This is a genomic window from Streptomyces sp. NPDC058284, from assembly GCF_042881135.1.
Taxonomy (GTDB): domain Bacteria; phylum Actinomycetota; class Actinomycetes; order Streptomycetales; family Streptomycetaceae; genus Streptomyces.
The window spans coordinates 76,849-102,257 of record NZ_JBHVYE010000011.1 but is presented as its reverse complement, the minus strand read 5'-3'; the positions used below and the strand labels follow the sequence as shown (position 1 = coordinate 102,257).

The 25,409-nt window shown below is 72.5% G+C and carries 24 protein-coding genes; 9 read left to right on the top strand and 15 right to left on the bottom strand.

The window, feature by feature from the left end:
* Window positions 1-3: 3 nt before the first annotated feature.
* The 3 genes from ACFVYR_RS17625 to deoC are packed head-to-tail and all read right to left on the bottom strand — an operon-like array spanning window position 4 to window position 3,286.
* Window positions 4-912 carry an aldehyde dehydrogenase family protein gene (locus ACFVYR_RS17625; protein ID WP_384262312.1) on the bottom strand — a complete coding sequence of 303 codons (909 nt, stop codon included), beginning with the start codon at window positions 910-912 and terminating at the stop codon, window positions 4-6.
* A complete protein-coding gene (locus ACFVYR_RS17620) occupies window positions 905-2,344 on the bottom strand; it encodes an aldehyde dehydrogenase family protein (protein ID WP_384262314.1) in 1,440 nt (479 codons plus the stop codon). The genes ACFVYR_RS17625 and ACFVYR_RS17620 overlap by 8 nt, the downstream gene beginning before the upstream one ends.
* 3 nt (window positions 2,345-2,347) lie before the next feature.
* Window positions 2,348-3,286 carry a deoxyribose-phosphate aldolase gene (deoC, locus tag ACFVYR_RS17615; protein WP_384262317.1) on the bottom strand — a complete coding sequence of 313 codons (939 nt, stop codon included), beginning with the start codon at window positions 3,284-3,286 and terminating at the stop codon, window positions 2,348-2,350.
* A gap of 179 nt (window positions 3,287-3,465) precedes the next feature.
* On the opposite strand from deoC, the gene ACFVYR_RS17610 reads away from it, so the two are divergent.
* Window positions 3,466-4,101, top strand: a complete 636-nt coding sequence (locus tag ACFVYR_RS17610) for a PH domain-containing protein (RefSeq protein WP_384262318.1) — start codon at window positions 3,466-3,468, stop codon at window positions 4,099-4,101.
* 245 nt (window positions 4,102-4,346) lie between these two features.
* On the opposite strand, the gene ACFVYR_RS17605 is transcribed toward ACFVYR_RS17610, so the two are convergent.
* From ACFVYR_RS17605 to ACFVYR_RS17590, 4 genes are all read right to left on the bottom strand, one after another.
* The gene (locus tag ACFVYR_RS17605; RefSeq protein WP_384262364.1) at window positions 4,347-5,567 is read right to left on the bottom strand and encodes a hypothetical protein; all 1,221 of its coding nucleotides are present in this window, start codon (window positions 5,565-5,567) and stop codon (window positions 4,347-4,349) included.
* A 179-nt stretch (window positions 5,568-5,746) separates the two neighbouring features.
* Complete coding sequence (locus tag ACFVYR_RS17600; protein WP_384262320.1) at window positions 5,747-7,396, bottom strand: phospho-sugar mutase; 1,650 nt, start codon at window positions 7,394-7,396, stop codon at window positions 5,747-5,749.
* A gap of 426 nt (window positions 7,397-7,822) precedes the next feature.
* A complete protein-coding gene (locus tag ACFVYR_RS17595; RefSeq protein WP_384262323.1) occupies window positions 7,823-8,647 on the bottom strand; it encodes a purine-nucleoside phosphorylase in 825 nt (274 codons plus the stop codon).
* 115 nt (window positions 8,648-8,762) lie between these two features.
* Window positions 8,763-9,200, bottom strand: coding sequence for a gamma-glutamylcyclotransferase (locus tag ACFVYR_RS17590; RefSeq protein WP_384262325.1), 438 nt, complete (start codon window positions 9,198-9,200; stop codon window positions 8,763-8,765).
* A gap of 121 nt (window positions 9,201-9,321) precedes the next feature.
* Here ACFVYR_RS17590 and ACFVYR_RS17585 point away from each other — a divergent pair, with 121 nt between their 5' ends.
* On the top strand, window positions 9,322-10,770 hold the full coding sequence (locus ACFVYR_RS17585) for an NAD(P)H-quinone dehydrogenase (RefSeq protein ID WP_384262327.1): 1,449 nt from the start codon (window positions 9,322-9,324) through the stop codon (window positions 10,768-10,770).
* A gap of 175 nt (window positions 10,771-10,945) precedes the next feature.
* On the top strand, window positions 10,946-11,917 hold the full coding sequence (locus ACFVYR_RS17580) for a DeoR/GlpR family DNA-binding transcription regulator (protein WP_384262330.1): 972 nt from the start codon (window positions 10,946-10,948) through the stop codon (window positions 11,915-11,917).
* A 55-nt stretch (window positions 11,918-11,972) separates the two neighbouring features.
* On the opposite strand, the gene ACFVYR_RS17575 is transcribed toward ACFVYR_RS17580, so the two are convergent.
* From ACFVYR_RS17575 to ACFVYR_RS17560, 4 genes are all read right to left on the bottom strand, one after another.
* Window positions 11,973-12,599, bottom strand: a complete 627-nt coding sequence (locus ACFVYR_RS17575; protein WP_384262332.1) for a TetR/AcrR family transcriptional regulator — start codon at window positions 12,597-12,599, stop codon at window positions 11,973-11,975.
* Window positions 12,596-12,826: a hypothetical protein gene (locus ACFVYR_RS17570; protein WP_389612022.1), complete on the bottom strand. Its 231-nt coding sequence runs from the start codon at window positions 12,824-12,826 to the stop codon at window positions 12,596-12,598. Before ACFVYR_RS17570 ends, ACFVYR_RS17575 begins: the two co-directional genes overlap by 4 nt.
* Entirely contained in the window at window positions 12,826-13,701 is an 876-nt protein-coding gene (locus tag ACFVYR_RS17565; RefSeq protein WP_384262336.1) for a hypothetical protein, read from the bottom strand. The genes ACFVYR_RS17570 and ACFVYR_RS17565 overlap by 1 nt, the downstream gene beginning before the upstream one ends.
* 154 nt (window positions 13,702-13,855) lie before the next feature.
* Window positions 13,856-15,628: an acetyl/propionyl/methylcrotonyl-CoA carboxylase subunit alpha gene (locus ACFVYR_RS17560; RefSeq protein ID WP_384262339.1), complete on the bottom strand. Its 1,773-nt coding sequence runs from the start codon at window positions 15,626-15,628 to the stop codon at window positions 13,856-13,858.
* Between the two features lie 355 nt (window positions 15,629-15,983).
* On the opposite strand from ACFVYR_RS17560, the gene ACFVYR_RS17555 reads away from it, so the two are divergent.
* Complete coding sequence (locus ACFVYR_RS17555; RefSeq protein ID WP_384262341.1) at window positions 15,984-16,439, top strand: hypothetical protein; 456 nt, start codon at window positions 15,984-15,986, stop codon at window positions 16,437-16,439.
* A gap of 22 nt (window positions 16,440-16,461) precedes the next feature.
* On the opposite strand, the gene ACFVYR_RS17550 is transcribed toward ACFVYR_RS17555, so the two are convergent.
* The 4 genes from ACFVYR_RS17550 to ACFVYR_RS17535 form a co-directional block, all read right to left on the bottom strand.
* Complete coding sequence (locus ACFVYR_RS17550; RefSeq protein ID WP_384262343.1) at window positions 16,462-17,070, bottom strand: nucleoside triphosphate pyrophosphatase; 609 nt, start codon at window positions 17,068-17,070, stop codon at window positions 16,462-16,464.
* Between the two features lie 40 nt (window positions 17,071-17,110).
* Window positions 17,111-17,239, bottom strand: a complete 129-nt coding sequence (gene mmpB, locus ACFVYR_RS17545; RefSeq protein ID WP_384262345.1) for a morphogenic membrane protein MmpB — start codon at window positions 17,237-17,239, stop codon at window positions 17,111-17,113.
* A gap of 84 nt (window positions 17,240-17,323) precedes the next feature.
* Window positions 17,324-17,530 (bottom strand): acyl-CoA carboxylase epsilon subunit, encoded by a 207-nt coding sequence (locus tag ACFVYR_RS17540; protein ID WP_384262348.1) that lies wholly within the window; start codon window positions 17,528-17,530, stop codon window positions 17,324-17,326.
* A 17-nt stretch (window positions 17,531-17,547) separates the two neighbouring features.
* Complete coding sequence (locus ACFVYR_RS17535; protein WP_384262350.1) at window positions 17,548-19,194, bottom strand: acyl-CoA carboxylase subunit beta; 1,647 nt, start codon at window positions 19,192-19,194, stop codon at window positions 17,548-17,550.
* Between the two features lie 126 nt (window positions 19,195-19,320).
* Between ACFVYR_RS17535 and ACFVYR_RS17530 the strand changes: the two genes are divergently transcribed.
* The 5 genes from ACFVYR_RS17530 to hutH all read left to right on the top strand — a co-directional run bounded on the left by ACFVYR_RS17530 (window position 19,321) and on the right by hutH (window position 25,331).
* Window positions 19,321-20,184 carry a biotin--[acetyl-CoA-carboxylase] ligase gene (locus ACFVYR_RS17530; RefSeq protein WP_384262353.1) on the top strand — a complete coding sequence of 288 codons (864 nt, stop codon included), beginning with the start codon at window positions 19,321-19,323 and terminating at the stop codon, window positions 20,182-20,184.
* A gap of 284 nt (window positions 20,185-20,468) precedes the next feature.
* The gene (locus ACFVYR_RS17525; RefSeq protein WP_384262366.1) at window positions 20,469-21,569 is read left to right on the top strand and encodes an adenylate/guanylate cyclase domain-containing protein; all 1,101 of its coding nucleotides are present in this window, start codon (window positions 20,469-20,471) and stop codon (window positions 21,567-21,569) included.
* Window positions 21,570-21,641: 72 nt separating this feature from the next.
* Window positions 21,642-22,439: an enoyl-CoA hydratase/isomerase family protein gene (locus tag ACFVYR_RS17520; protein WP_384262355.1), complete on the top strand. Its 798-nt coding sequence runs from the start codon at window positions 21,642-21,644 to the stop codon at window positions 22,437-22,439.
* A 68-nt stretch (window positions 22,440-22,507) separates the two neighbouring features.
* The gene (locus tag ACFVYR_RS17515) at window positions 22,508-23,719 is read left to right on the top strand and encodes a diguanylate cyclase domain-containing protein (RefSeq protein ID WP_384262357.1); all 1,212 of its coding nucleotides are present in this window, start codon (window positions 22,508-22,510) and stop codon (window positions 23,717-23,719) included.
* Between the two features lie 58 nt (window positions 23,720-23,777).
* Window positions 23,778-25,331, top strand: a complete 1,554-nt coding sequence (gene hutH, locus ACFVYR_RS17510) for a histidine ammonia-lyase (RefSeq protein WP_384262360.1) — start codon at window positions 23,778-23,780, stop codon at window positions 25,329-25,331.
* Window positions 25,332-25,409 lie beyond the last annotated feature (78 nt).

The following is a 25,409-nucleotide window of genomic DNA, read 5'->3' as shown; positions in this document are numbered from 1 at the left end:
TGGCTAGTACGCCGAGCCGGACGCGCCGAGCGAACCCGTCGGGTGCCAGACCGTCTTGGTCTCCAGGAAGGCCGTCAGGCGGTACGTGCCGGGGTCGGCGGAGAAGTCCACAGGCTGTGGACGCAGCACGCGCTTGAGGTTGTCGGCGGCGGCGATCTCCAGATCGCGCGCCAGGTCCGCCTCCGCGCCCGCCAGGTCGATCGCGTTGACGTCCTGGTGGGTGGCGAGCGGGGCCGCGATCTCGGTGGTCTTCCCGCTCAGGATGTTGACCACGCCGCCGGGGACGTCGGACGTCGCGAGGACCTCGCCGAGGGAGAGCGCGGGGAGCGGCGCCTTCTCGGAGGCGACCACGACGGCCGTGTTGCCCGTCGCGATCACCGGGGCGATCACCGAGACCAGGCCGAGGAACGACGAGTCCTGGGGCGCGAGGACCGCGACCACGCCGGTCGGCTCGGGTGTCGAGAGGTTGAGGTAGGGGCCCGCGACGGGGTTCGCGCCGCCCACGATCTGGCCGATCTTGTCGGTCCATCCCGCGTACCAGACCCAGCGGTCGATCGCCGCGTCCACGACAGCGGCGGCCTTGGACTTGGAGAGGCCCTCCGCGTCCGCCACCTCCCGCACGAACTGGTCCTTGCGGCCCTCCAGCATCTCCGCGACGCGGTAGAGGACCTGACCGCGGTTGTACGCGCTCGCGCCCGACCAGCCGCCGAACGCCTTGCGGGCGGCGACGACCGCGTCACGGGCGTCCTTACGGGAGGAGAGGGGCGCGTTCGCGAGCCACTCGCCCTTGCCCGCCGCGTCAGCGGCTGATGTCGCCTTGTTCACCTCGTACACCCGGCCGCTCTCGGAGCGGGGGAACTTGCCCCCGACGTACAGCTTGTAGGTCTTGAAAACCGTGAGTCGGTCAGACATCGAGGTACGCCTCCAGCCCGTGCCGGCCGCCCTCGCGGCCGAAGCCCGACTCCTTGTAGCCGCCGAACGGCGAGGTCGGGTCGAACTTGTTGAAAGTGTTGGCCCAGACGACGCCCGCCCGGAGCTTGTTCGCGACCGCGAGGATGCGCGAGCCCTTCTCCGTCCAGATGCCGGCGGAGAGCCCGTACTGGGTGTTGTTGGCCTTGGCGACGGCCTCGTCCGGCGTGCGGAAGGACAGGACGGAGAGGACCGGGCCGAAGATCTCGTCGCGGGCGATGGTGTGCGCCTGTGTGACGTTGGTGAAGAGCGTCGGCGCGAACCAGTAGCCGGAGGTGGGCAGTTCGCACGACGGCGACCAGCGCTCGGCGCCCTCCGCCTCGCCGGTCTCGGCGAGCGCGGTGATGCGGGCGAGCTGCTCGGCGGAGTTGATGGCACCGATGTCGGTGTTCTTGTCGAGCGGATCGCCCAGGCGCAGGGTGGACAGGCGCCGCTTGAGCGAGTCGAGCAGCTCCTCCTGGATCGACTCCTGTACGAGGAGGCGCGACCCGGCGCAGCAGACCTGCCCCTGGTTGAAGAAGATGCCGGTGACGATGCCCTCGACCGCCTGGTCGATGGGCGCGTCGTCGAAGACGATGTTCGCGCCCTTGCCGCCCAGTTCGAGCGTGACCTTCTTGTCGGTGCCCGCGACGTGGCGGGCGATCGCCTTGCCGACGGCGGTCGAGCCGGTGAAGGCGACCTTGTTCACGTCGGGGTGGGCGGTCAGCGCGGCGCCCGCGTCGCCGTACCCGGGGATGATGTTGACGACGCCCTTGGGCAGGCCCGCCTGACGGCAGATGTCCGCGAAGAACAGGGCGCTCAGCGGAGTGGTCTCGGCCGGCTTCAGGACGACCGTGTTGCCGGTGGCGAGCGCCGGGGCGATCTTCCAGGCCAGCATCAGGAGCGGGAAGTTCCACGGGATGACCTGGCCCGCGACACCGAGCGGCGCCGGGTTCGGTCCATAACCGGCGTGGTCGAGCTTGTCGGCCCAGCCCGCGTAGTAGAAGAAGTGCGCGGCGACCAGGGGGAGGTCGGCGTCGCGCGTCTCCTTGATCGGCTTGCCGTTGTCCAGCGTCTCCAGGACGGCCAGCTCGCGGCTGCGCTCCTGGATGATCCGGGCGATGCGGAAGAGGTACTTGGCGCGCTCGGCGCCCGGCAGCGCCGACCACTTCTCGAACGCCCTGCGGGCGGCCTTGACGGCGCGGTCGACGTCTTCGGAGGAGGCCTGCGCGACTTCGGAGAGGACCTCCTCGGTCGACGGGGACACCGTCTTGAAGACCTTGCCGTCGGCGGCCTCGGTGAACTCGCCGTCGATGAACAGGCCGTAGCCGGCCGCGATGTCGACGACGGAGCGGGACTCGGGCGCGGGTGCGTACTCGAAAGGAGTGGAGGTCATGGGTCAGTCCACCGTCACGTAGTCAGGGCCGGAGTAGCGGCCTGTGGCCAGCTTCTGGCGCTGCATCAGCAGGTCGTTGAGGAGCGACGAGGCGCCGAAGCGGAACCAGTGGTTGTCCAGCCAGTCGGGTCCCGCCGTCTCGTTCACCAGGACGAGGAACTTCACCGCGTCCTTGGTGGAGCGGATGCCGCCCGCGGGCTTCACCCCGATCTGTACCCCGGTCTGCGCGCGGAAGTCGCGGACGGCCTCCAGCATGAGCAGCGTGTTGGGCGGGGTGGCGTTGACGCCGACCTTGCCCGTCGAGGTCTTGATGAAGTCGGCGCCCGCGATCATGCCGATCCAGCTGGCGCGCTTGATGTTGTCGTACGTCGAGAGCTCACCGGTCTCGAAGATGACCTTCAGGCGGGCCGTGCCGCAGGCCTCCTTCACGGCGCGGATCTGCTCGAACACGGTCATGTAGTCGCCGGAGAGGAAGGCGCCACGGTCGATGACCATGTCGATCTCGTCGGCGCCCGCGGCCACGGCTTCCCGCACGTCACCGAGTTTCACCTCGATCGCCGCGCGGCCCGCGGGAAAGGCGGTCGCGACGGACGCGACCTTCACGCCGCTGCCCGCGACGGCCTCCTTGGCGGTGGCGACCATGTCCGGATAGACGCAGACGGCCGCGGTGCGGGGCGTCTCCCGGTCGGTCGGATCGGGGTTGACGGCCTTCGCGCCGAGCGCCCGGACCTTGCCCGGGGTGTCGGCGCCCTCGAGCGTCGTCAGGTCGATCATCGAAATGGCCAGGTCGATGGCGTACGCCTTCGCCGTGGTCTTGATCGAACGGGTTCCGAGCGAGGCGGCACGCGCCTCCAGGCCGACCGCGTCGACGCCGGGCAGCCCGTGAAGGAAGCGGCGGAGCGTGCTGTCGGACGCTGTCACGTCAGCGAATGCAGTGGGCATGGTCACGAGGGGAGCATATCTACGCGCGTAGCTGCTGTACAGGGGTGGGGGTTCCGGGCGCTGCCCGGGGCCGGGTAGGGGCCGAGACGGGGTCGGCGTGGGGCCGGGATCGGGCCGCGGTGGGATCGGGGTGGGGACCGGCCAGGGGCCCCGGGCCGGGCTTCAGGCAGAATCAGGGTATGAGCGACCCCCAGAACCCCGTGGCGGAGCCCGCGTACAAGGACCGCACCTTCCGGTCCCCCGCCGGCATCGCCGGCGGCGTCCTGCTGCTCGCCCTCGGCGCCTGGCTCGGCATCGACGCCGTCGTCCGCGGCGAAGGCCGCACCCCGTGGCTCGCCCTCGCCGGGCTCCTGTTCGCCGTGCCGCTGGTCCTCGCGTTCACCGTGCGGCCCGTCGTGTACGCCAACGACGACCGGCTCCGCGTCCGCAACCCGTTCCGCACGATCACCCTGCCGTGGGCGTCCGTCGCGTCGCTCCGCTCCGGGTACTCCAACGAGGTCCTGACCGCCGCGGGCGCCAAGTACCAGCTCTGGGCGATCCCCGTCTCGCTGCGCGGCCGCAAGAGGGCCGCGCGCAGGCAGTCGCAGGCCGCCGCGTCCGGCGACCCGACGGTGGGCGGCCGCCCCTTCCTCGACCCCACGGTGCGGACCCGTTCCTCGGGCGACCAGTCCATGGACGAACTCCGCGAACTCGCCGAAAGCCGCTCCGAGGAACCGTCCGCACAGGGCGAGCCGCTGGTGCGGTGGGCGTACGAGATCGTGGTGCCGTGTCTGGCGGGGGCGCTGCTGCTTGCGGTGTTGCTCGCGGTGACGTGACCTCGCCGCGGAGCGGCGGAGCGTTACGGGGTGCTGTGGTGCGGGGTACGAGTGGGCGGGCGGGAGAAGCCGCCGCGGAGCGGCGCAGCCTTACCGGGCGCTGAGGCGCGGAGCACTGGACCCCGCCGCGGAGCGGCGCAGCAGTACGTGGCGCTGAGGCGCCGAGCACAGAACCCCGCCGCGGAGCGGCGAAGTACCACCGGGCCGGAGGGCGTACCGGTCGTGGCAATCCGCAGACCGGCGATCTACGGCGGACCCATCCACGCCAGAAGCATGTGCCCCCCGACCCCCGCCGAGCCGACCGCCGCCATCACCAGGACCGACACCATCACCCGCTTCCTCGCCCGCGCGAGCGCCACCGCGAGCGGCAGCAGAAGCGGGAAGCCGGGCAGCAGGAAGCGTGCCCGCGGGAAGTACACCCCGCTGCTGCCGAGGACGATCAGCAGCAGCAGACCGCTGAACAACAGCAGCGGCAACGGCTGGCGGTCGCCCACGCAGAACACGAAGAGGACCACCGCCCCCAGCAGCGTCGCCGTCACCATGGCGAGGAAGAGCGGCGGCCGCTCGACCACGAACAGGGCGTGCATGCGCCGCAGCGTCTCCACGCCGCCGTCCCACTCGTTGCGCCACAGCTTCTGCACGGCGAAATAGCCGTCCCAGCGGCCCAGGCGCAGGCCCACCCACCCGACGTACGAAAGCCAGCCGAGCGGGGCCAGCAGGGCGCCAAGGACGGGACGCGGGAAGCCGGACCGCTGTCCGGCGAAGCGGCCGTGGAGTGACAGGAGCGCCGTCACGGACACCGCCGCGGCGAGCGCCACTCCCGTCGGGCGGGTGAGCCCCGCGAGTGAGGCCAGGACCCCCGCCCACACCCAGCGGCCGGTGAGCACCGCGTACAGCGACCACGCGGTGAGCGCCGTGAAGAGCGACTCCGTGTAGCCCATCCACTGCACAAGCGCGACCGGCAGGCTGCCCCACAGCACCGCGAGGACGACCCCGGCCCGGCGGCCGTACAGCCGGGCGCCCACCGCGAAGATCCCCCACGCCGCGAGGAACGAGCAGACCAGCGTGATGCCGAGGCCCGCCGCGCCGCGCGGCAGCCAGGGGAGCACCGTGTCGCCCACCCTGACAAGGACCGGGTACAGCGGGAAGAACGCGAGGTTGTTCGCGTCGAACTGGGTGCCGAGCGTGTGCGTGTACCCGTGGTCGGCGATCTTCAGGTACCAGTCGCAGTCCCAGGACCGCATCAGCAGATGCCCGACCCCCCGGTGCTTCCGGTGCGCCCACGTGGCGAGCACCAGGAGGCCCAGGGCGCGGACGCCCGCGTACGCGAGGAGCGCGGGCGCGGCGTGGCGCAGGGACCGTCCCACCCGCCCCCTGAACCCCGGTGACGGGTGAGGGACGCTGCCGGAGCGCCTGGATGCGGGTACGCAGGACGGCGCGGCGGTGGCGGGCGAGGACTCGGAGATTCCGTACGGCACTGCGGCAGCTCCCGGAACGTGAAAGTGCGCTACCGGTCGTCCCTTCCTGGGGGACCGGCAGCGCACCGGATCGCTGCGGCAGCTGCGCTAGCGGAACCACTCGCACGGGTGGTCCCGGGCTACGTGGCCAATGGCTGGGGGCTATGGGCGCTGTAGAACCGTTCCGTTCAGATGCCCGCAGCCGACGACAGGTCGCGCTTGATCGTCTCCAGCGTCCTGGCCGCCTCGGCCCGCGCCCCGGCCAGCTCCGCCTTGGACGACACCGGGACCACCACCTCCAGGTAGCACTTGAGCTTGGGCTCCGTGCCGCTCGGGCGCACGATCACCCGGGCGCCGTCGAGCGTGTAGCGCAGGCCATCCGTGGGCGGCAGCGTTTCCGTGCCCCGCGTCAGGTCCTCCGCCTTCGTCACGGGCAGGCCCGCGAGCTCCGTCGGCGGCTGCTCGCGCAGCCTGCGCATGGCGTCCGCGATCAGCGACAGGTCCTCGACGCGTACCGACAGCTGGTCGGTGGCGTGCAGACCGTGCTCCACGGCCAGGTCGTCGAGCAGGTCGAGCAGCGTACGACCCCGCTCCTTCAGCTCGGACGCGAGCTCCGTGAGGAGCAGCGCGGCGGTGACGCCGTCCTTGTCGCGTACGCCCTCGGGGTCCACGCAGTAGCCGAGCGCCTCCTCGTAGCCGTAGCGCAGGCCGTCCACGCGGGCGATCCACTTGAAGCCGGTCAGGGTCTCCTCGTACGGGAGGCCCGCCTTCTCCGCGATCCGGCCGAGCAGGGACGAGGAGACGATCGACTCGGCGAAGGTGCCGTGCGCTCCGCGCGCGACCAGGTGCGCGGCGAGGAGGGCGCCCACCTCGTCACCCCGGAGCATCCGCCAGTCCGCGTCGCCCTCTCCCGTCCGCACGGCCGCCGCGCAGCGGTCCGCGTCCGGGTCGTTGGCGATGATCAGGTCCGGGGCGGGGGTGGTGCGGGCCGCCGTCGCGAAGGCCAGGTCCATCGCGCCCGGCTCCTCGGGGTTCGGGAACGCGACCGTGGGGAAGTCCGGGTCCGGCTCGGCCTGCTCGGCGACGAGGACGGGCTCGGGGAAACCGGCGCGGGCGAACGCAGCGAGGAGGGTCTCCTTGCCGACGCCGTGCATCGCCGTGTAGACGGCGCGGGCGGTGCGCGGGGAGCCGGGGGCCAGGACGGCGTCCGTACGGGCCAGGTAGGCCTCCAGGACGTCGTCGGAGAGGGTCTCCCAGCCGGTCTCGGGGCGGGGGATGTCGTTCAGGCTCGCGATGGCGTCGATCTCCGCCGCGATCTCCGCGTCCGCGGGCGGCACGATCTGGGAGCCGTCGCCCAGGTACACCTTGTAGCCGTTGTCGCGCGGCGGATTGTGGCTGGCCGTGACCTCCACGCCCGCGACGGCGCCGAGGTGCCTTATGGCGAAGGCGAGCACGGGGGTGGGCAGGGGGCGGGGCAGGGCCGCCGCGCGCAGGCCCGCGCCGGTCATGACGGCGGCCGTGTCGCGGGCGAAGTCCGCCGACTTGTGGCGGGCGTCGTAGCCGACGACGACCAGGCCGTCGTTCTGGCCCTTGCCCTTGAGGTACGCGGCGAGGCCCGCGGCGGCGCGGATGACCACGGAGCGGTTCATGCGCATGGGGCCCGCGCCGAGCTCGCCGCGGAGGCCCGCGGTGCCGAACTGGAGGGTGCCGGCGAACCGTGCGGTCAGCTCTTCGGTGTCCTCGGCGTCGATGAGCTTGGCCAGCTCTTCGCGGGTCTCGGGGTCCGGGTCCTCGGCCAGCCAGGCCTGGGCACGTGCGATGAGTTCGGTGTCCTGCACGGGTTCTTCAGCCTCTCGTGTGTCGGGTTCGTCTGCGGGTCCGTTTGGGCTGGGGTCTGCGCCTGTTGTTCGTCTGTGGGGCGGGGCCGCGGGGGTATGTGCGTACTCGCTATCCCTGCGTCGCGCTGCCCGGACAATGGGGCTACAGGATGCTCGGTGCTCCGTTCGCACATACCCCCACGTCCCCTCCGGTGCGTGTGCGACTGCGGCCCGGTGGGGGCTGACCCGTCCTGCCGTACGTTGCGGGGCAACCCCCCGCCCCCGCCCCTACCTCGGCCGTGCGCTGCGGGGCAAACGGGTGGGTGGGTGGGATACATCCGCCGCGAAGCGGCGGGCCTGTTCGTACCCGCAGACGGAAGGCGGGGGCGGGGGGCCGACCCAACGAGCCCCCGCCCAACGAGCCCCCGCCCAAGGCGCCCCCGCCCGCTAAACGCGGGGGAGGACCTTCCCCAGCAGCTCCCCCATCCGCGTCGCGCTGTCGCGGCCCGCCTGGAGGACTTCCTCGTGGTTCAGGGGCTCGCCCGTCATGCCCGCGGCGAGGTTCGTGACGAGGGAGATGCCGAGCACCTCCGCGCCCGCCTCGCGCGCGGCGATGGCCTCGAGGACGGTGGACATGCCCACCAGGTCCGCACCGATCGTGCGGGCCATGCGGATCTCCGCAGGCGTCTCGTAGTGCGGGCCGGGGAACTGCGCGTAGACGCCCTCCTCGAGAGAGGGGTCGATCTCCTTGCAGAGCGTCCGCAGCCGCGGCGAGTACAGGTCGGTGAGGTCCACGAAGTTCGCGCCGACGATCGGGGACGTCGCCGTGAGGTTCAGGTGGTCGCTGATGAGCACCGGCTGGCCGGGGCGCATGCCTTCGCGCAGGCCACCGCAGCCGTTGGTCAGCACGATGGTCTTGCATCCTGCGGCGACGGCGGTACGGACGCCGTGCGAGACGGCCGCCACGCCACGGCCCTCGTAGTAGTGGGTGCGGCCCAGGAAGACCAGCGCGCGCTTGTCGCCGATCTTGATGGAGCGGATGCGGCCGCCGTGGCCCTCGACCGCCGGCGGCGGGAAGCCGGGCAGCTCGGTGACGGGGAACTCCGCCTCGGGCTCGCCCAGCGCGCCGACGGCGGGGGCCCAGCCGGAGCCCATCACGAGGGCGACGTCGTGGGTCTCGGCGCCCGTCAGCTCGCGCAGGCGCGCGGCGGCGGCGTCGGCGGCGGCGTAGGGGTCGCCCTGGATGTGGTCCGGAATAACTGAAGCGTTCACGCGGACGAGAGTAGCCGCTCAGGGCCTACGCGCGTAGATGACGATGCTCACGGGATTTCGATCGTTGTCTTGTCGTTTCCGACGAGGGCGGTCGGCCCGTGCCGGGACCACCGGTTCAGCAGGGGCGCTTGCGCAGTTCCATCACGTAGTCGTGGGGCGCCCCGGCGGATTCCGCGGCGTCCGCGAGTTCGCCCAGGTAGCGCGCCGAGGGCAGGCCGCCCTCGTAACCGTTGAGCACGTACACCCAGGCGGGCTCCTCGCCCTCCAGCGTGTGGACGCGGACCCGCATGCGCCGGTAGATGTCCATGCCCACGCCCTCCCACCGGTCCATGGAGTCCTCGTCCATGGGGGCGATGTCGTAGAGCGTGACGAAGACCTGGGAACGGGGGGCCTCGACCAAGGTGGCGAGCGCGCCTTCCCAGCCCATGTGCTCGCCGCCGAACGTGAGCCGCCAGCCGGTCAGCCAGCCGGTCGCGCGCAGCGGTGAGTGCGGGGCGCGGCGTGACATGAGCCGCGGATCCAGATTGCCGGCGTACGCGGCGTAGAGCGACATGTGGTCGAGGGTACGGCAGCAATCACCTGCGCCCCTCCCGTACCGCGAGGACCGCGTGGTCGTGGGGTGGCCGCACGGACGGAGGGCCCCGGCGCGTAACCACCTTGAAGCGTGCGGGACAATGGAGTACGTGACTCGGATCGTGATCATTGGCGGCGGACCCGGCGGATACGAGGCGGCCCTGGTGGCCGCCCAGCTCGGCGCGGAGGTGACCGTCGTCGACTGCGACGGTCTGGGCGGGGCGTCGGTGCTCACCGACTGCGTTCCGTCGAAGACTCTGATCGCGACGGCCGAGGTGATGACCACCTTCGACTCGTCGTACGAGGAGCTGGGGATCATCGTCGCCGACGACACCCCGCACATCGACACCCCCGCGCGCGTGGTCGGCGTCGACCTCGGCAAGGTCAACCGCCGCGTGAAGCGTCTCGCGCTCGCCCAGTCCCACGACATCACCGCGTCCGTCACGCGTGCGGGCGCGCGCGTGCTGCGCGGCCGGGGCCGTCTGGCGGGCCAGCAGGACACCGACGGCTCCCGCAAGGTCGTGGTGCGTGCCGCCGACGGGAGTGAGGAGACCCTCGTCGCGGACGCGGTCCTCATCGCGACCGGCGGCCACCCGCGCGAGGTGCCCGACGCGCAGCCCGACGGCGAGCGGATCCTGAACTGGACCCAGGTGTACGACCTCGACGAGCTGCCCGAGGAGCTCATCGTGGTCGGCTCGGGTGTGACCGGCGCCGAGTTCGCCGGCGCCTATCAGGCGCTCGGGTCGAACGTGACGCTCGTCTCGAGCCGTGACCGGGTGCTCCCCGGCGAGGACCCGGACGCCGCCGCCGTCCTCGAGGACGTCTTCCGCCGCCGCGGCATGAACGTCATGTCCCGCTCCCGCGCCGCCTCCGCCAAGCGGGTCGGGGACCGGGTCGAGGTCACGCTCGACGACGGCCGCGTCATCTCCGGCACGCACTGCCTGATGGCCGTCGGCGCCATCCCGAACAGCAGCGGGATGGGCCTCGAGGAGGCCGGGGTCAAGCTGAAGGACTCGGGTCACATCTGGACCGACAAGGTCTCGCGCACCTCCGCGCCCGGCGTGTACGCCGCCGGTGACGTGACCGGGATCTTCGCGCTCGCCTCCGTCGCCGCCATGCAGGGCCGCATCGCGATGTATCACTTCCTGGGCGACGCGGTGCAGCCGCTGAACCTGAAGGCCGTCTCGGCGAACGTCTTCACCGACCCCGAGATCGCGACCGTCGGCTACAGCCAGGCCGATGTCGACGGCGGAAAGATCGACGCCCGCGTGGTGAAGCTGCCGCTGCTGCGCAATCCGCGCGCGAAGATGCAGGGCATCCGCGACGGATTCGTCAAGATCTTCTGCCGTCCGGGAACGGGGATCGTCGTCGGCGGTGTGGTCGTCGCACCGCGCGCCTCGGAACTGATCCACCCCATCTCGATCGCGGTCGACAACAATCTGACCGTCGAGCAGATCGCGAATGCGTTCACCGTGTACCCCTCGCTTTCCGGGTCGATCGCCGAGGTGGCACGCCAGCTCCACACGCGGAAGACGGCGGGCGAGAGCTGATCCGAAGGGCGGCCGGAAACAACTCCGCGCAGGTCACGGAGTGTTGCGGCCCATTCGCGCGGCATACGCGAAGTGCAAAGCACCCATACCACTTCCCGCCCTGCCGTGCGAACAACTTCTGTAATTCGGCGCAAACTGCTGAAAGCAGACGGTCGTTGGGGTTACTGTCAGTTTCGTGTTCGCTGCAGAACGTCGCCAATTGATCCTCGAAATGGTGCGGGCCAACGGGGCGGTATCGCTCCGTGAGCTCGCCCGCGTCGTCCAGACCTCCGAAGTGACCGTACGGCGGGACGTGCGCGCGCTGGAGGCAGAAGGACTCCTCGACCGCCGACATGGCGGTGCGGTATTGCCGGGCGGATTCACGCGGGAGTCCGGCTTTCCGCAGAAATCACATCTCGCGACCGCCGAGAAGACAGCCATCGCCGATCTCGCTGCGGGCCTTGTCGAAGAGGGCGAAGCCATCGTCGTCGGGGCGGGTACGACCACGCAGGAGCTGGCCCGACGGCTCGCGCGGGTGCCCGGTCTGACCGTCGTCACCAACTCCCTTCTGGTGGCGCAGGCGCTGGCCCACGCCAACCGCGTCGAAGTCGTCATGACCGGCGGCACCCTGCGCGGCTCCAACTACGCGCTCGTGGGCAGCGGCGCCGAGCAGTCCCTCCAGGGCCTGCGGGTGACCCGGGCCTTCCTCTCGGGCAGTGGTCTGACCGCGGAACGCGGCCTCTCCACGTCCAACATGCTCTCCGCGAGCGTGGACCGCGCGCTGGTCCAGGCGGCGGCCGAGGTCGTGGTCCTCGCGGACCACACCAAGCTCGGCACCGACACGATGTTCCAGACGGTGCCGACGGACGTCATCACCCGCCTGGTCACGGACGAGCCGCCGGGGCACGACGACCGCGCGGCCACGGAGCTGCAGGCCCTGGCCGACCAGGGCGTGCAGATCGCGGTGGCGGGCGGTGCCGTCGGCCCTAACACCGGGCCCGGTGCCGATTCCGTCCAGGCGGGGCGCCAGCCGCGCCGGGACGTGCCCCTGCCGGGTCAGCGTCGCAACCACGGGGCGGCCCCGGGCCAGCAACTGCGCAGCGCGGTCCTCGGGGAGCAGCCGCCCGGGGAACGGGCGGCGCGCGTCGCCGACCTGCGCCGTCGCTGACCCGGGCGGCCGCGGCCCCGAAGGACGGGATCCGCGGCCGTGGGCGGTGCCGGTGTTACGCCGTCGGCTGCCCGTCGGCCTTCAGGCCCCGCAGGGTCAGCGTGAGCAGGCGGTCGGCCAACTCCGGATCGTCCGGGGTCTCCTCGGCCGCCAGCGAGATCGCGTTGGTCAGCTGGAGCAGGTCGGAGATGGAGACGTCGGGGCGCACGGCCCCTGCCTCCTGGGCGCGGGCGAGCAGCGCCGCGCCCGCCCGGCGCATCGGCTTGCTGCACCGCGCGAGCGCCGAAGTGTCGTCGTGCGACGCCGACATGAGCGCGCTGGACAGGCCGCGGTACTCACCCGCATGAGTGATGATGGCGCGCAGCCACGTCACCAGCGCGGCACACGGCTGCGGGTCGTCGAGCAGCGCGTGCGAGCGCGCGAGGAGATCGCTCACCGCGTCCTCCCAGACCGCGCTCATCAGCGCGCACCGGTTCGGGAAGTGCCGGTAGAGCGTGCCGATGCCGACACCCGCGCGGCGCGCCACGTCCTCCAGGGAGGTGCCCGTGCCGTGCTCGGCGAAGGCGGAGCGCGCCTCGGCGAGCAGCCGGTCGTAGTTGCGGCGGGCGTCGGCCCGCATGGCCCGCGCCGACTGTGCCGCCTGTCGCGGCGCTCTCGGCTGCTGGCCCGTGCCGGTCGTCATCCCCGCACCCTTCGTGAACGTACGCGTACCTCAAGGATGCCACTGCCCGCGGCACCCTCCCGGGCGAAGAAGGCGTCCAGCTCCGCCCTGGCCCTGCGCTCGCGCCGGTGCGGCGGCAGGGCGCCGCCGCGCAGGTTCCGGGTCAGCCAGAGCACCAGCGGATACGTGACGCAGGTGCCGACGAGCACTCCGGTCAGCACGCCCGCCGCCAGGTTACCCATGATCATCAACTCGCCTTCGTGTGCTGCTTCTTGCCGCCGGCCCCGGCGGGCATGCGGAAACCGTCGCGGGCCGTGGCGATCATCGTGGCGCCGTTGTCCGGGACCACCGCGCCGTAGCCGAGGAGCCGCCAGCGGATGTCGACGGCGTCGCTCTCGTAGTACGGCACCGGGCCCGCCGCCGACGGCACCAGGAGCGGCGCGGGCCGCCGGGCGCAGCCGTGGCAGGCGGCGACCTCCTCGCCGCCGTCAGGGGCCCCCGGGGGCACCACGCGCGCGTGCCCGCGCGCGTGCAGCGGGTTGAAGTAGCAGGGCGGGTCGGGCCGCAGCGGCCGTTCCGTCACCAGGGCCGCCAGGGCGCGCAGTCCGATCCGGCTGAACTCGGCCGCCGCCACGAGTTCCCCCAGGGCGCGCGCGGCGTCGTACGCGGGGTCGGGGCTCTGCGGCCCGTCGCTGACCGGCCGGATCACCGAGTTGCTCGCCTGGATGGCCGCCGTGACGGCGAACGAGGAGAGTTCGGTGCGCAGTCGGGGCGAGAGCGAGCAGGTGTGGCGCAGGGTGTCGCCGAGCGCTGCCGCGTCGCTGAGCAGCTCCGCGCGGCGCTCGGCGTGCGGCCGCAGGGCCTCGGCGTCGCCGTGCGGTTCCGGCAGCGGGGCGCGCCAGTCGGGCGCGGGCAGCGGCAGGGTGAAGGTGTAGGGGCGGCGCCGCCCCATCGGCAGGTGCGTGAAGCGGCGTAACAGCGCCACCGAGAGGCTGAGCGTCAGCCCCAGGACGAGCCCCGCCTCGTAGCGCTCCCCGGCGTCCGCGGTCACCGCGAGCCAGCCGCCGGCCGTGCCGGCGCCCGCCGCGGCGAGCAGCCCGGATATGTCCCCCGTGCGTGTCACTGAAGTCCCCCCGTGGTCTTCGGTTCTACGAGGGGGAGGACGCGGGGCGGGAGCGGGGTGGTTGCGACGCCGGAGGAGCCGGGAAATCAGCCCCTCCGGCGATTGCGGAGCGGGGCCCGGGGCAGCGCCCCGGAAACCCTCGCGCCGTCGCGGGTCAGTCCTTGATCTCGCAGATCACCGCACCGGAGGTCAGGCTCGCGCCCACCTCCGCGGTGAGGCCCTTGATGGTGCCCGAGCGGTGCGCGTTCAGGGGCTGCTCCATCTTCATGGCCTCAAGGACGACGACCAGGTCGCCCTCGTTGACCTCCTGGCCCTCCTCTACCGCGACCTTGACGATCGTGCCCTGCATGGGCGAGGCGAGGGTGTCGCCGGAGGCGGCGGGGCCGGACTTCTTGGCCGCGCGGCGCTTGGGGCGTGCGCCGCCCGCCGCCGCGGTGCGCGCGATCGTCATGCCGAGGGAGGACGGCAGCGAGACCTCGAGACGCTTGCCGCCGACCTCGACGACGACCGTCTCGCGGCCCGGCTCCTCGTCCGTCTCGGCGTCCGCGGTGGCCGTGAACGGCGGGATCTCGTTGACGAACTCGGTCTCGATCCAGCGGGTGTGGACCGTGAACGGGTCGGTGGAGCCGCTGAGTTCCGGCGCGAACGCCGGGTCCCTGACGACGGCACGGTGGAAGGGGATGGCGGTGGCCATGCCCTCCACGGTGAACTCGTCGAGCGCCCGGGCGGCACGCTGCAGTGCCTGCTCGCGCGTCGCGCCGGTGACGACCAGCTTGGCGAGGAGCGAGTCCCAGGCCGGGCCGATGACCGAGCCGGACTCCACGCCCGCGTCCAGGCGGACGCCGGGGCCCGACGGCGGCGCGAAGGTGGTGACGGTGCCGGGCGCGGGCAGGAAACCGCGGCCCGGGTCCTCGCCGTTGATGCGGAACTCGAAGGAATGGCCGCGCAGTTCGGGGTCGCCGTAGCCGAGCTCCTCGCCGTCGGCGATGCGGAACATCTCACGGACCAGGTCGATGCCCGCGACCTCTTCGGTGACCGGGTGCTCCACCTGCAGACGGGTGTTGACCTCCAGGAAGGAGATCGTGCCGTCGACGCCGACGAGGAACTCGACGGTGCCCGCGCCCACGTAGCCGGCCTCCTTGAGGATGGCCTTCGACGCGGCGTACAGCTCGGCGTTCTGCTCGGCCGTCAGGAACGGCGCGGGCGCCTCCTCGACCAGCTTCTGGTGGCGGCGCTGCAGCGAGCAGTCACGGGTCGAGACGACGACCACGTTGCCGTGCTTGTCCGCCAGGCACTGGGTCTCCACGTGCCGCGGCTTGTCGAGGTAGCGCTCGACGAAGCACTCGCCGCGGCCGAAGGCCGCCACGGCCTCGCGCACCGCGGAGTCGTACAGCTCGGGGACCTCTTCGAGGGTGCGGGCCACCTTCAGACCGCGGCCGCCACCACCGAACGCCGCCTTGATCGCGATCGGCAGGCCGTTCGCCTCGGCGAAGGCGACGACCTCGTCGGCGCCGGACACCGGGTCGGGCGTGCCCGCGACCAGCGGGGCGCCTGCGCGCTGCGCGATGTGCCGCGCGGCGACCTTGTCGCCGAGGTCACGGATGGCCTGCGGCGGCGGGCCGATCCAGTTCAGGCCCGCGTCGATGACGGCCTGCGCGAAGTCGGCGTTCTCCGAAAGGAAGCCGTAACCGGGGTGGACGGCGTCCGCCCCCGCGTCCTTGGCCGCCGCCAGCACCTTGGAGATGTCCAGGTAGCTGGTGGCCGGAGTGTCACCGCCCAGCGCGAACGCCTCATCGGCCGCCCGGACGTGCAGAGCGTCCCGGTCGGGGTCTGCGTAGACGGCTACGCTCGCGATCCCTGCGTCCCGGCATGCCCGAGCAACGCGGACAGCGATTTCGCCACGGTTGGCGATGAGCACCTTGCGCACGATGGCTCCCTCCTTGAAACAAGCCGAGTTTAGGGACTGCCGACACGGGCTTACGACCCGTCCCCAATGGTGAGCTTGCCCACACGGAGTGTGACTCGAGGCCGGCTGGTTCCGCGAAATCCCTTGTCGTACCGCCGTAGACAGGGTCCCTCCACGGCAGCGTAGCCCTCCGGTGTGGTCAAGGTCTCTGTCCGCCCGCGCTGCGGACGCGCGGCATTCTTTGTGGAGTCCCTACGAATGGCCCAATGATTCTTTGCCTGCGGCACAGCTCTTGTCCCGGGGTTTACCCGTTAGTAGCGTTCATGGTGAAGCGACGTACCAGGGGTAACAGCGGAGCGGAAGTGGGTGGGGCGCCGTGGCGCGCAGACCGGTGGCCTGGGTGGGCGCGATCGTTCTCCTCGCGGAGGCGCTCGGCATCGCGCTCCTCAACTGGTTCCTCGGCCACGTCGTCGACAAGCAGGACATGTCCCTGGCGGGCCTCGACCCGCACACGATGACCGTGTCGACCTGGATCGCCGGACTCCTCTTCGGCGGCTACCTCGCGCTGTGCGCCGTCGTCCTGGCCCGCACCGCGGCCCGCGACCGCGCCCCCGGCACCTTCGGCCGGCTGGTCCTGATCAGCTGCGCCGTCGTGCACGGCCTGCTCGGCGCCTTCTGCGTCGGCCTGCTGGGCTGGACCGCCTTCGTCTTCATGATGGTCGTCCTCGGCCTGATCGTGCTGCCGCTCGTGGCGTACGAGAGGAAGGCGCGGCAGGACGGGGCGGCGGAGGGCGGCGGAGCGCCCGAGAACGGCGCCCCGCAGCCCGCCTGAGCCATTGGTCCGAGGGCAGCTCTTACGGCTGCCACAACTGCGTGATGCCCACGCCCAGTTCCGCCAGGAGGCGGCGCAGCAGCGGCAGCGAGAGGCCGATGACGTTGCCGTGGTCGCCCTCGATGCCCTCGATGAACGGCGCCGAGCGGCCGTCCAGGGTGAACGCCCCCGCCACGTGCAGCGGTTCGCCGCTCGCGACGTACGCGGCGATCTCGGCGTCGGAGGGCTCCCCGAAGCGGACCACGGTCGACGCCGTCGCCGACGTGTAGCGCCCCGAGGCGGTGTCGTAGACGCAGTGGCCGGTCTGCAGCACGCCCGCGCGGCCACGCATGGCCTTCCAGCGGGCGGTGGCCTCCTCGGCGTCGGCCGGCTTGCCGAGAGCCTGGCCGTCCAGCTCCAGGACGGAGTCGCAGCCGACGACCAGCGCGCCCTTGGCTTCCGGCCGCGCGGCGACCACGGAGGCCTTGGCCTCGGCCAGCGCGAGGGCCAGCTCCGCGGGGGTGGGCGCGGACACCTTGTCCTCGTCGACGCCGCTGACGATCACCTCGGGGGCGAGGCCCGCCTGCCGGAGCAGGCCGAGCCGGGCGGGGGACTGGGAGGCGAGGACGAGGCGGCGGGGCTGATCAGTCATGCGGGTCAGCGTAGGCGCTGTGCCGGCCGGCGCGGGGCACTCAATGGATGCCGAGCACGAACATCGCGACGACCATCGCCAGGGCGAGGACGAGGCCCGCACGGCGCATCTTCGCCTGCAGGTCCCGCATGTCCTTCGGAGGATCGTTCTCCGGATCCGACCACAGCATGCAGTCGATACTGCGACCGGACGGGCCGGGGCGCCTGAGTACGCGTACTCAAGTTCCCCGGCCCGACCCGCGCCGCTCCAGGCCCTAACCGGGCCAGTAGGTGCGGCCCCAGGCGGTGGGCGAGGGCGCGGACAGCCGGTGGCGGGCCACCCGCGCGGGGTCGGCCCAGGAATCGGGGAGTGCGGGCGCGCCGGACTGCGCCCCCGCCAGCGCCGCGGCGCGCGCCTGGACCACTGCCAGGGCGGCGGCCAGCTCCTCCGGGGTCGGGTTGCCCCGTACGACCTTGATCATGAGCCCTCCCTGAGGGACTAGAGGGGGATGTTGCCGTGCTTCTTCGGAGGGAGGGATTCCCGCTTGGTGCGCAGCTGACGCAGGCCGCGTACGAGATGCGACCGGGTCTCCGACGGCATGATCACCGCGTCCACATAGCCGCGCTCGGCCGCCGTGTACGGGTTGAGCAGGGCGTCCTCGTACTCCTGGATCAGCTGTGCGCGGGCCGCCTCCTGGGCCGCCTCGTCGCCCGCCGCGGCGATCGTGCGGCGGTGCAGCACGTTCACCGCGCCCTGCGCGCCCATCACCGCGATCTGCGCGGTCGGCCAGGCGAGGTTCAGGTCGGCGCCCAGGTGCTTGGAGCCCATCACGTCGTACGCGCCGCCGAACGCCTTGCGCGTGATGACGGTGATCAGCGGGACGGTGGCCTCCGCGTACGCGTAGATCAGCTTCGCGCCGCGCCGGATGATGCCCGTGTGCTCCTGCTCGACGCCCGGCAGGAAGCCCGGCACGTCGACGAAGGTGATGACCGGGACGTTGAACGCGTCGCAGGTCCGGACGAAGCGGGCACCCTTCTCGGAGGCGTCGATGTTCAGGCAGCCCGCGAACTGCGTCGGCTGGTTGGCGACGATGCCGACCGGGCGGCCCTCGATCCGGCCGAAGCCGGTGATGATGTTCGGCGCGAACAGCGGCTGCGTCTCGAAGAACTCGGCGTCGTCCAGGACGTGCTCGATGACGCCGTGCATGTCGTACGGCTGGTTGGCGCTGTCCGGGATCAGCGTGTCCAGCGCCAGATCCTCGTCCGTGGGCGCGAGGTCGGCCTCCTCGGGGAAGGCGGGCGGCTCGCTGAGGTTGTTCGAAGGCAGGTAGGAGAGAAGGGACTTGACGTATTCGATGGCGTCCTTCTCGTCGCCCGCCATGTGGTGCGCCACCCCGGAGGTGGAGTTGTGGGTGCGCGCGCCGCCGAGCTCCTCGAAGCCGACGTCCTCACCGGTGACGGTCTTGATGACGTCGGGCCCGGTGATGAACATGTGCGAGGTCTGGTCGACCATGACCGTGAAGTCGGTGATGGCGGGGGAGTAGACCGCGCCGCCCGCGCACGGCCCGACGACCAGGGAGATCTGCGGGATCACACCGGAGGCGTGCGTGTTGCGGCGGAAGATCTCGCCGTACATCCCGAGGGCCATGACGCCCTCCTGGATGCGGGCGCCGCCGGAGTCGTTGATGCCGACGACCGGACAGCCGGTCTTCAGCGCGAAGTCCATGACCTTGACGATCTTCTGGCCGAAGACCTCGCCGAGCGCTCCGCCGAAGACGGTGAAGTCCTGCGAGAACACGGCGACCGGGCGGCCGTCGACCGTGCCGTAACCGGTCACCACGCCGTCGCCGTACGGCCGGTTCTTCTCCAGGCCGAAGTTGGTCGAACGGTGCTGCGCGAACTCGTCCAGCTCCACGAAGGAGCCGTCGTCGAGCAGGAGTTCAATCCGCTCGCGGGCCGTCAGCTTCCCCTTGGCGTGCTGCTTCTCGACCGCGCGGGCCGAACCGGCGTGCTTGGCCTCCTCGATGCGGCGTTGCAGGTCGGCGAGCTTTCCCGCGGTCGTATGGATGTCGATGGCGCTGGCATCGGCGCCGTCATCGGCGCTGCGGTCTGACGCGGGCACGTTGGGCTCTTCCGGCTCGGACATCGGGATGCGGCTCCCTGCCTGCTCAAAGGGGCTTGTCTACGGCTGTGCGGCTGGCTACTGACCCGTAGCGTATCGGCGTGGATACCGTTCGGCAGTGCGGCGTTTACCACACCTAAGGTGGCTTGCATGACGCCGTCAGATGCTGAAGACAACCGCTGGTCCGACCTCGAAAGGCCGCCGCTCGGCGCCGCCTCCCTGCGGCGGGCCCTGCTGCGGGACGGTGGTCTGTGGTCCTCCCTGGACGTGGTGGCCGCCACCGGCTCCACCAACTCCGACCTCGCGGCGCGCGCGGACGAGCTGCCCGAGGGCGCGGTGCTCGTCGCCGAGGAGCAGAGCGCGGCCCGCGGCCGCCTGGACCGCCGGTGGTCCGCGCCCGCCCGCTCCGGCCTCTTCTTCTCCGTCCTCCTCAAGCCCGACGAAGTGCCGGTCGAGCGGTGGGGCTGGCTGCCGCTGCTCACCGGTGTCGCCGTCGCCACGGGGCTCTCGCGGGTGGCCGGCGTGGACACGGCACTCAAGTGGCCCAACGACCTTCTGGTGACCGTGGGGGGCCAGGAGCGCAAGGCGGGCGGCATCCTCGTGGAGCGGGCGGGGTCCGCGTCCGGCGGGGGCGTCGTCGTCGGCGTCGGCATCAACGTCACGCTCCGCGAGGACGAGCTGCCGGTCCCCACGGCGGGTTCCCTCGCCCTGGCCGGCGCGGCCACCACGGACCGCGATCCGCTGCTGCGGGCCGTCCTGCGCTCCCTGGAGCAGTGGTACGGGGACTGGCGCGGCGCCGACGGCGACCCGGCCGCCTCCCGGCTCCAGGAGGCGTACGCCGCGGGTTGCGCGACGCTCGGCCGCCGGGTCCGCGCGGAGCTCCCCGGTGACCGGTCCGTCGTGGGCGAGGCGGTCGCGGTGGACGGCGACGGCCGCCTGGTCCTCGCCACGGAGGAGGGGGTGCAGGAGCCGGTGGGGGCCGGGGACATCGTGCATCTGCGCCCGGCGGGGTGACGGTGCGGCGTGCCGCGGGTGCGGGCGGCGGGCGCCCGAGGGCAGGAAGCGGGAGCGCTCCCCCGGCCGAGTCAAGAAGGCGGTCGCGGGAGTCGTACGTGAGCTGCGGCACACCTGCCGTAAAGTTGACGCCGGTCGATACCTGACCGCGGCAGATCGGAAGGGCAGCAGGCGTGACCGTCGACGACACGGGCTCCGGCGAGGGTGCACACCCCGCCCACGACAGCGGGTCCGGCCGTACCGCTGGGTCCGTGGCCGCCCGTGACGGCGGGGCGGAGGGCACGGTGCCGGGTGTCTCCGGGGTGCCCGAGGTGGACGGGGACGGCGAGGGCGACGCGGAGAGGGACCCCCTGGCCCTCCGCCTCGAACAGCTCATCCTCGGCGCCGACCGCCGCTACACCCCCTTCCAGGCGGCCCGCAGCGCCGGTGTCTCGATGGAGCTGGCGTCCCGCTTCTGGCGCGCCATGGGCTTTCCCGACATCGGCCAGGCCAAGGCGCTGACCGAGGCGGACGTGCTCGCCCTGCGCCGCCTCGCGGGCCTCGTCGAGGCGGGGCTGCTCAGCGAGGCCATGGCCGTGCAGGTGGCACGGTCGACGGGGCAGACCACCGCCCGGCTCGCCGAGTGGCAGATCGACTCCTTCCTCGAGGGCCTCACCGAGCCGCCCGAGCCCGGCATGACCCGCACCGAAGTCACGTATCCGCTCGTCGAACTGCTCCTGCCCGAGCTGGAGGAGTTCCTCGTTTATGTCTGGCGGCGCCAGCTCGCCGCCGCCACCGGCCGGGTCGTGCAGGCCGCGGACGACGAGGAGATGGTCGACCGGCGCCTCGCCGTCGGCTTCGCCGACCTCGTCGGCTTCACCCGGCTGACCCGGCGCATGGAGGAGGAGGAGCTCGGCGAGCTCGTCGAGGCCTTCGAGACCACGGCGGCGGACCTCGTGGCCGCGCACGGCGGGCGGCTCATCAAGACCCTCGGCGACGAGGTGCTGTACGCCGCCGACGACGCGGGCGTCGCCGCGGAGATCGCGCTGCGGCTCATCGAGACCATGGCCAACGACGAGACGATGCCGGAGCTCCGCGTCGGCATCGCCTTCGGGACCGTGACGACCCGGATGGGCGACGTCTTCGGCACCACCGTGAACCTCGCGAGCCGCCTCACGTCGATAGCGCCACGGGACGCCGTCCTCGTCGACGGCGCGCTCGCGGAGGAGCTGACGCGGACGGGCGAGGCGCCCGCCTCCGAGGCGGCGGCGGCGGAGGAGGCCGCCCAGGCGGAGAAGGAGGGCGAGGAGCCGCCCTCGTACCGCTTCGCGCTCCAGCCGATGTGGCAGCGGCCCGTGCGAGGCCTCGGCGTCGTCGAACCGTGGCTGCTGGCCCGCCGGGGCTGAGCCCTTCCCGGGCCGGGGCCCGGCTGACATGATCGCCGGGTAACGACCGTTAACCGGAGGTGGAGGAGCGTCATGGGTGACGAGCAGCGGTACGGGGAGTACGTGGCGGTCCGGCGGCACGGGTGCGTCGTCGAACTCGTCCTCGACCGGCCCAAGGCGATGAACGCCGTCTCCACGGAGATGGCCCGCTCCATCGCCGCCGCCTGCGCCGCCCTCGCCGAGGACCGCGACGCCCGCGTGGTCGTGCTGACCTCCACCCACGAGCGGGCGTTCTGCGTGGGCGCCGACCTGAAGGAGCGGAACTCCTTCAGCGACGCCGAGCTGCGCCGCCAGCGCCCCACCACCCGCGCCTCCTACACCGGCGTCCTCGACCTGCCCATGCCCACCGTCGCCGCCGTGCACGGCTTCGCACTCGGGGGCGGCTTCGAGCTCGCGCTCGCCTGCGACATGATCGTCGCCGACCCGACCGCGGTCGTCGGGCTCCCCGAGGTCTCCGTCGGCGTCATCCCGGGCGGTGGTGGCACGCAGCTCCTGCCGCGCCGTGTGGGGGCGGCCCGCGCCGCCGAGCTGATCTTCTCGGCGCGCCGCGTGGAGGCCGCGGAGGCAAGGGAGTTGGGTCTGGTCGACCTCCTCGTGGGGGAGGGCGAGGCCCGTACGGAGGCGCTCGCGCTCGGCGCCCGTATCGCCGCCAACTCGCCCGTCGGCCTGCGCGCCGCCAAGCGCGCCCTGCGCCTCGGGCACGGGCTCGACCTGCGGGCCGGTCTGGAGGTCGAGGACGCGGCGTGGCGGACGGTGGCGTTCTCGGCGGACCGGGCGGAGGGTGTGGCGGCGTTCAACGAGAAGCGGAAGCCGCAGTGGCCGGGCGAGTAGCGCGGCGGCGCGGCGGGTGCGCCCCGCCCCGAAGTTCCAAAACCCCGCAAACCTCCTAATCTGGGGAAATGGGTGACGACGTCCGGCTGCGGGCCGTGGTGGAGCTGGCGCAGGGAATGGCCGCCGCGCACACTCCGCGCGAGTCCTGGCGGGCGGCGGCCGTCGGCGTCTGCCACGCGCTGAACGGCAGCTTCGCCGCGCTCTCCGTGTGGGAGCGGGACACGGGACGGCTGCGCGTCCTGGTGAACGCGGGTCAACGCGCCCGGGGCGAGGAGGAGTTCCCGGAGAACGAGGCGTACCCCGTCCACCAGTTCCCGGAGATCACCGAGTTCCTGCACGAGCACTGGGCGGGCGGCGGCGAGCCGCACGCCTGGGTCGAGACGGCCGAGGGCCCCGCGGGCCCCCGCGCGGCCGGCTACTGCCACCAGCGGGTGGCCGCGCTGCGCCGCCGGGGCCGCGGCTGCTGCGTGATCGCGCCGATCGTGCTGCACGGGCGGGCGTGGGGCGAGCTGTACGTGGCACGCGCGCCGGGCGCCCCCGTCTTCGACCGGGCCGACGCCGACCTCGCGACGGTCCTCGCGGCGGTGGTGGCGGCGGGGATCGCGCAGACCGAGCGTCTGGAGGAGGCCCGCAGACTGGCCTTCACGGACGCGCTGACGGGGCTCGCCAACCGTCGCGCGGTCGACCTCGGACTCGACGAGGCGGTGGAGCGGCACCTCGCCGAGGGCGCCGTGGTGAGCCTGGTCGTCTGCGACGTGAACGGGCTCAAGCGGGTCAACGACACCCGGGGCCACGCGGTCGGCGACCGCCTCCTCGAACGCTTCGGCTCGGTCCTCTCGCTCTGCGGCGCGATGCTGCCGGGAACGCTGTCGGCGCGGCTCGGCGGCGACGAGTTCTGCCTCCTCTCCGTGGGGCCCACCGCCGACGAGGTGGTGCGGGTCGCCGATGAACTCTGCGTACGCGCCGCCGAGTTGGAGCTCGGTGACGGGGTCGCGTGCGGTGTCGCGTCGACCGGGGACCCGATCGGCCCGGTGCGCTCCGCCCGCCGCCTCTTCCGTCTCGCCGACGCGGCGCAGTATCGCGCGAAGGCCGCGCGCGCGGTGAAACCGGTGGTGGCGGGGCGCGAGGGCGGGCACGAGGGGGCGGACGACCCGGTGATCCGCCTCGCCGACGCGCCCGCGGGGGCGCCCGAGGCGGGGGAGCGGCGGAAGTTCCGGGGCCGGGAGCCGCGGCCGGAGGACCGGCGCGGGGACGGCCGGGGTGCTCATGGCTTCCGGTAAGTGGCCCGGACCAAACCCACCCGTGACACCTGGCGATTCAATCCGTACGCTGCTGAATATGGATATGCACAGCGTGGGCACCGTGGCCCTTGGGACCTCCGGGACGACCGCGGCGGACGTCGTCGCCGTCGCACGCGGGAACGCACGGATCGAACTGTCGGCCGAGGCGCTGTCCGCGCTCGCCGCCGCCCGCGAGATCGTCGACGCGCTCGCCGCCAAGCCCGATCCGGTGTACGGCGTCTCGACCGGCTTCGGCGCCCTGGCCAGCCGCCACATCGGCCCCGACCTCCGCGCCCAGCTGCAGCGCAACATCGTCCGCTCGCACGCGGCCGGCATGGGCCCGCGCGTGGAGCGCGAGGTGGTCCGCGCGCTGATGTTCCTGCGCCTGAAGACGGTCTGCTCCGGCCACACGGGCGTACGCCCCGAGGTCGCGCAGACCATGGCCGACGTCCTGAACGCGGGCATCACGCCGGTCGTCCACGAGTACGGCTCGCTGGGCTGCTCCGGTGACCTCGCGCCGCTGAGCCACTGCGCGCTGACGCTGATGGGCGAGGGCGACGCCGAGGGCCCCGACGGCGAGGTGCGGCCCGCGGGCGAGCTGCTCGCCGCGCACGGCATCACCCCCGTCGAGCTCCGCGAGAAGGAGGGCCTGGCCCTCCTCAACGGCACCGACGGCATGCTCGGCATGCTGATCCTGGCCCTCGCGGATCTGGAGAACCTCTACAAGTCGGCGGACATCACGGCCGCGCTGACGCTGGAGGCGCTGCTCGGCACGGCGAAGGTCCTCGCCCCCGAGCTGCACGCCATCCGCCCGCACCCCGGCCAGGCCGCCTCCGCCGCCAACATGCTCGCGGTCCTCGAAGGGTCGGGCCTCACAGGGCACCACCAGGACGACGCGCCGCGCGTGCAGGACGCGTACTCCGTGCGGTGTGCCCCGCAGGTCGCGGGCGCGGGCCGGGACACGATGGCGCACGCGCGCCTGGTCGCCGAGCGCGAGCTGGCCGCCGCCGTCGACAACCCCGTCGTCCTGCCCGACGGCCGCGTCGAGTCCAACGGCAACTTCCACGGCGCCCCCGTCGCGTACGTCCTGGACTTCCTCGCGATCGCCGCGGCGGACCTCGGCTCCATAGCGGAACGCCGCACGGACCGGCTCCTGGACAAGAACCGCTCGCACGGCCTGCCGCCGTTCCTCGCGGACGACGCGGGCGTCGACTCCGGCCTGATGATCGCCCAGTACACGCAGGCGGCGCTGGTCAGCGAGATGAAGCGGCTCGCCGTCCCGGCGTCGGCCGACTCCATCCCGTCCTCCGCCATGCAGGAGGACCACGTCTCCATGGGCTGGTCGGCCGCCCGCAAACTCCGCACTGCCGTCGACAACCTGACCCGCATCGTGGCCATCGAGCTGTACGCCGCCACGCGCGCGGTCGAGCTGCGCGAGGGCCTCTCCCCGGCGCCGGCGTCGCGTGCGGTCATCGAGGCGGTCCGCAAGGCGGGCGTCGAGGGCCCCGGTCCCGACCGCTTCCTCGCGCCGGACCTGGCGGCGGCGGACGCGTTCGTACGGGCCGGTGCGCTGGTGGCGGCGGTGGAGCCGGTGACGGGGACGCTGGCGTAGCGGACGGCTCTTACGCCGAAGAGGGTGCCGTCACCTGGTGGCGGCACCCTCTTCCGTGTTCCTGGTGTTCCTGGCGGC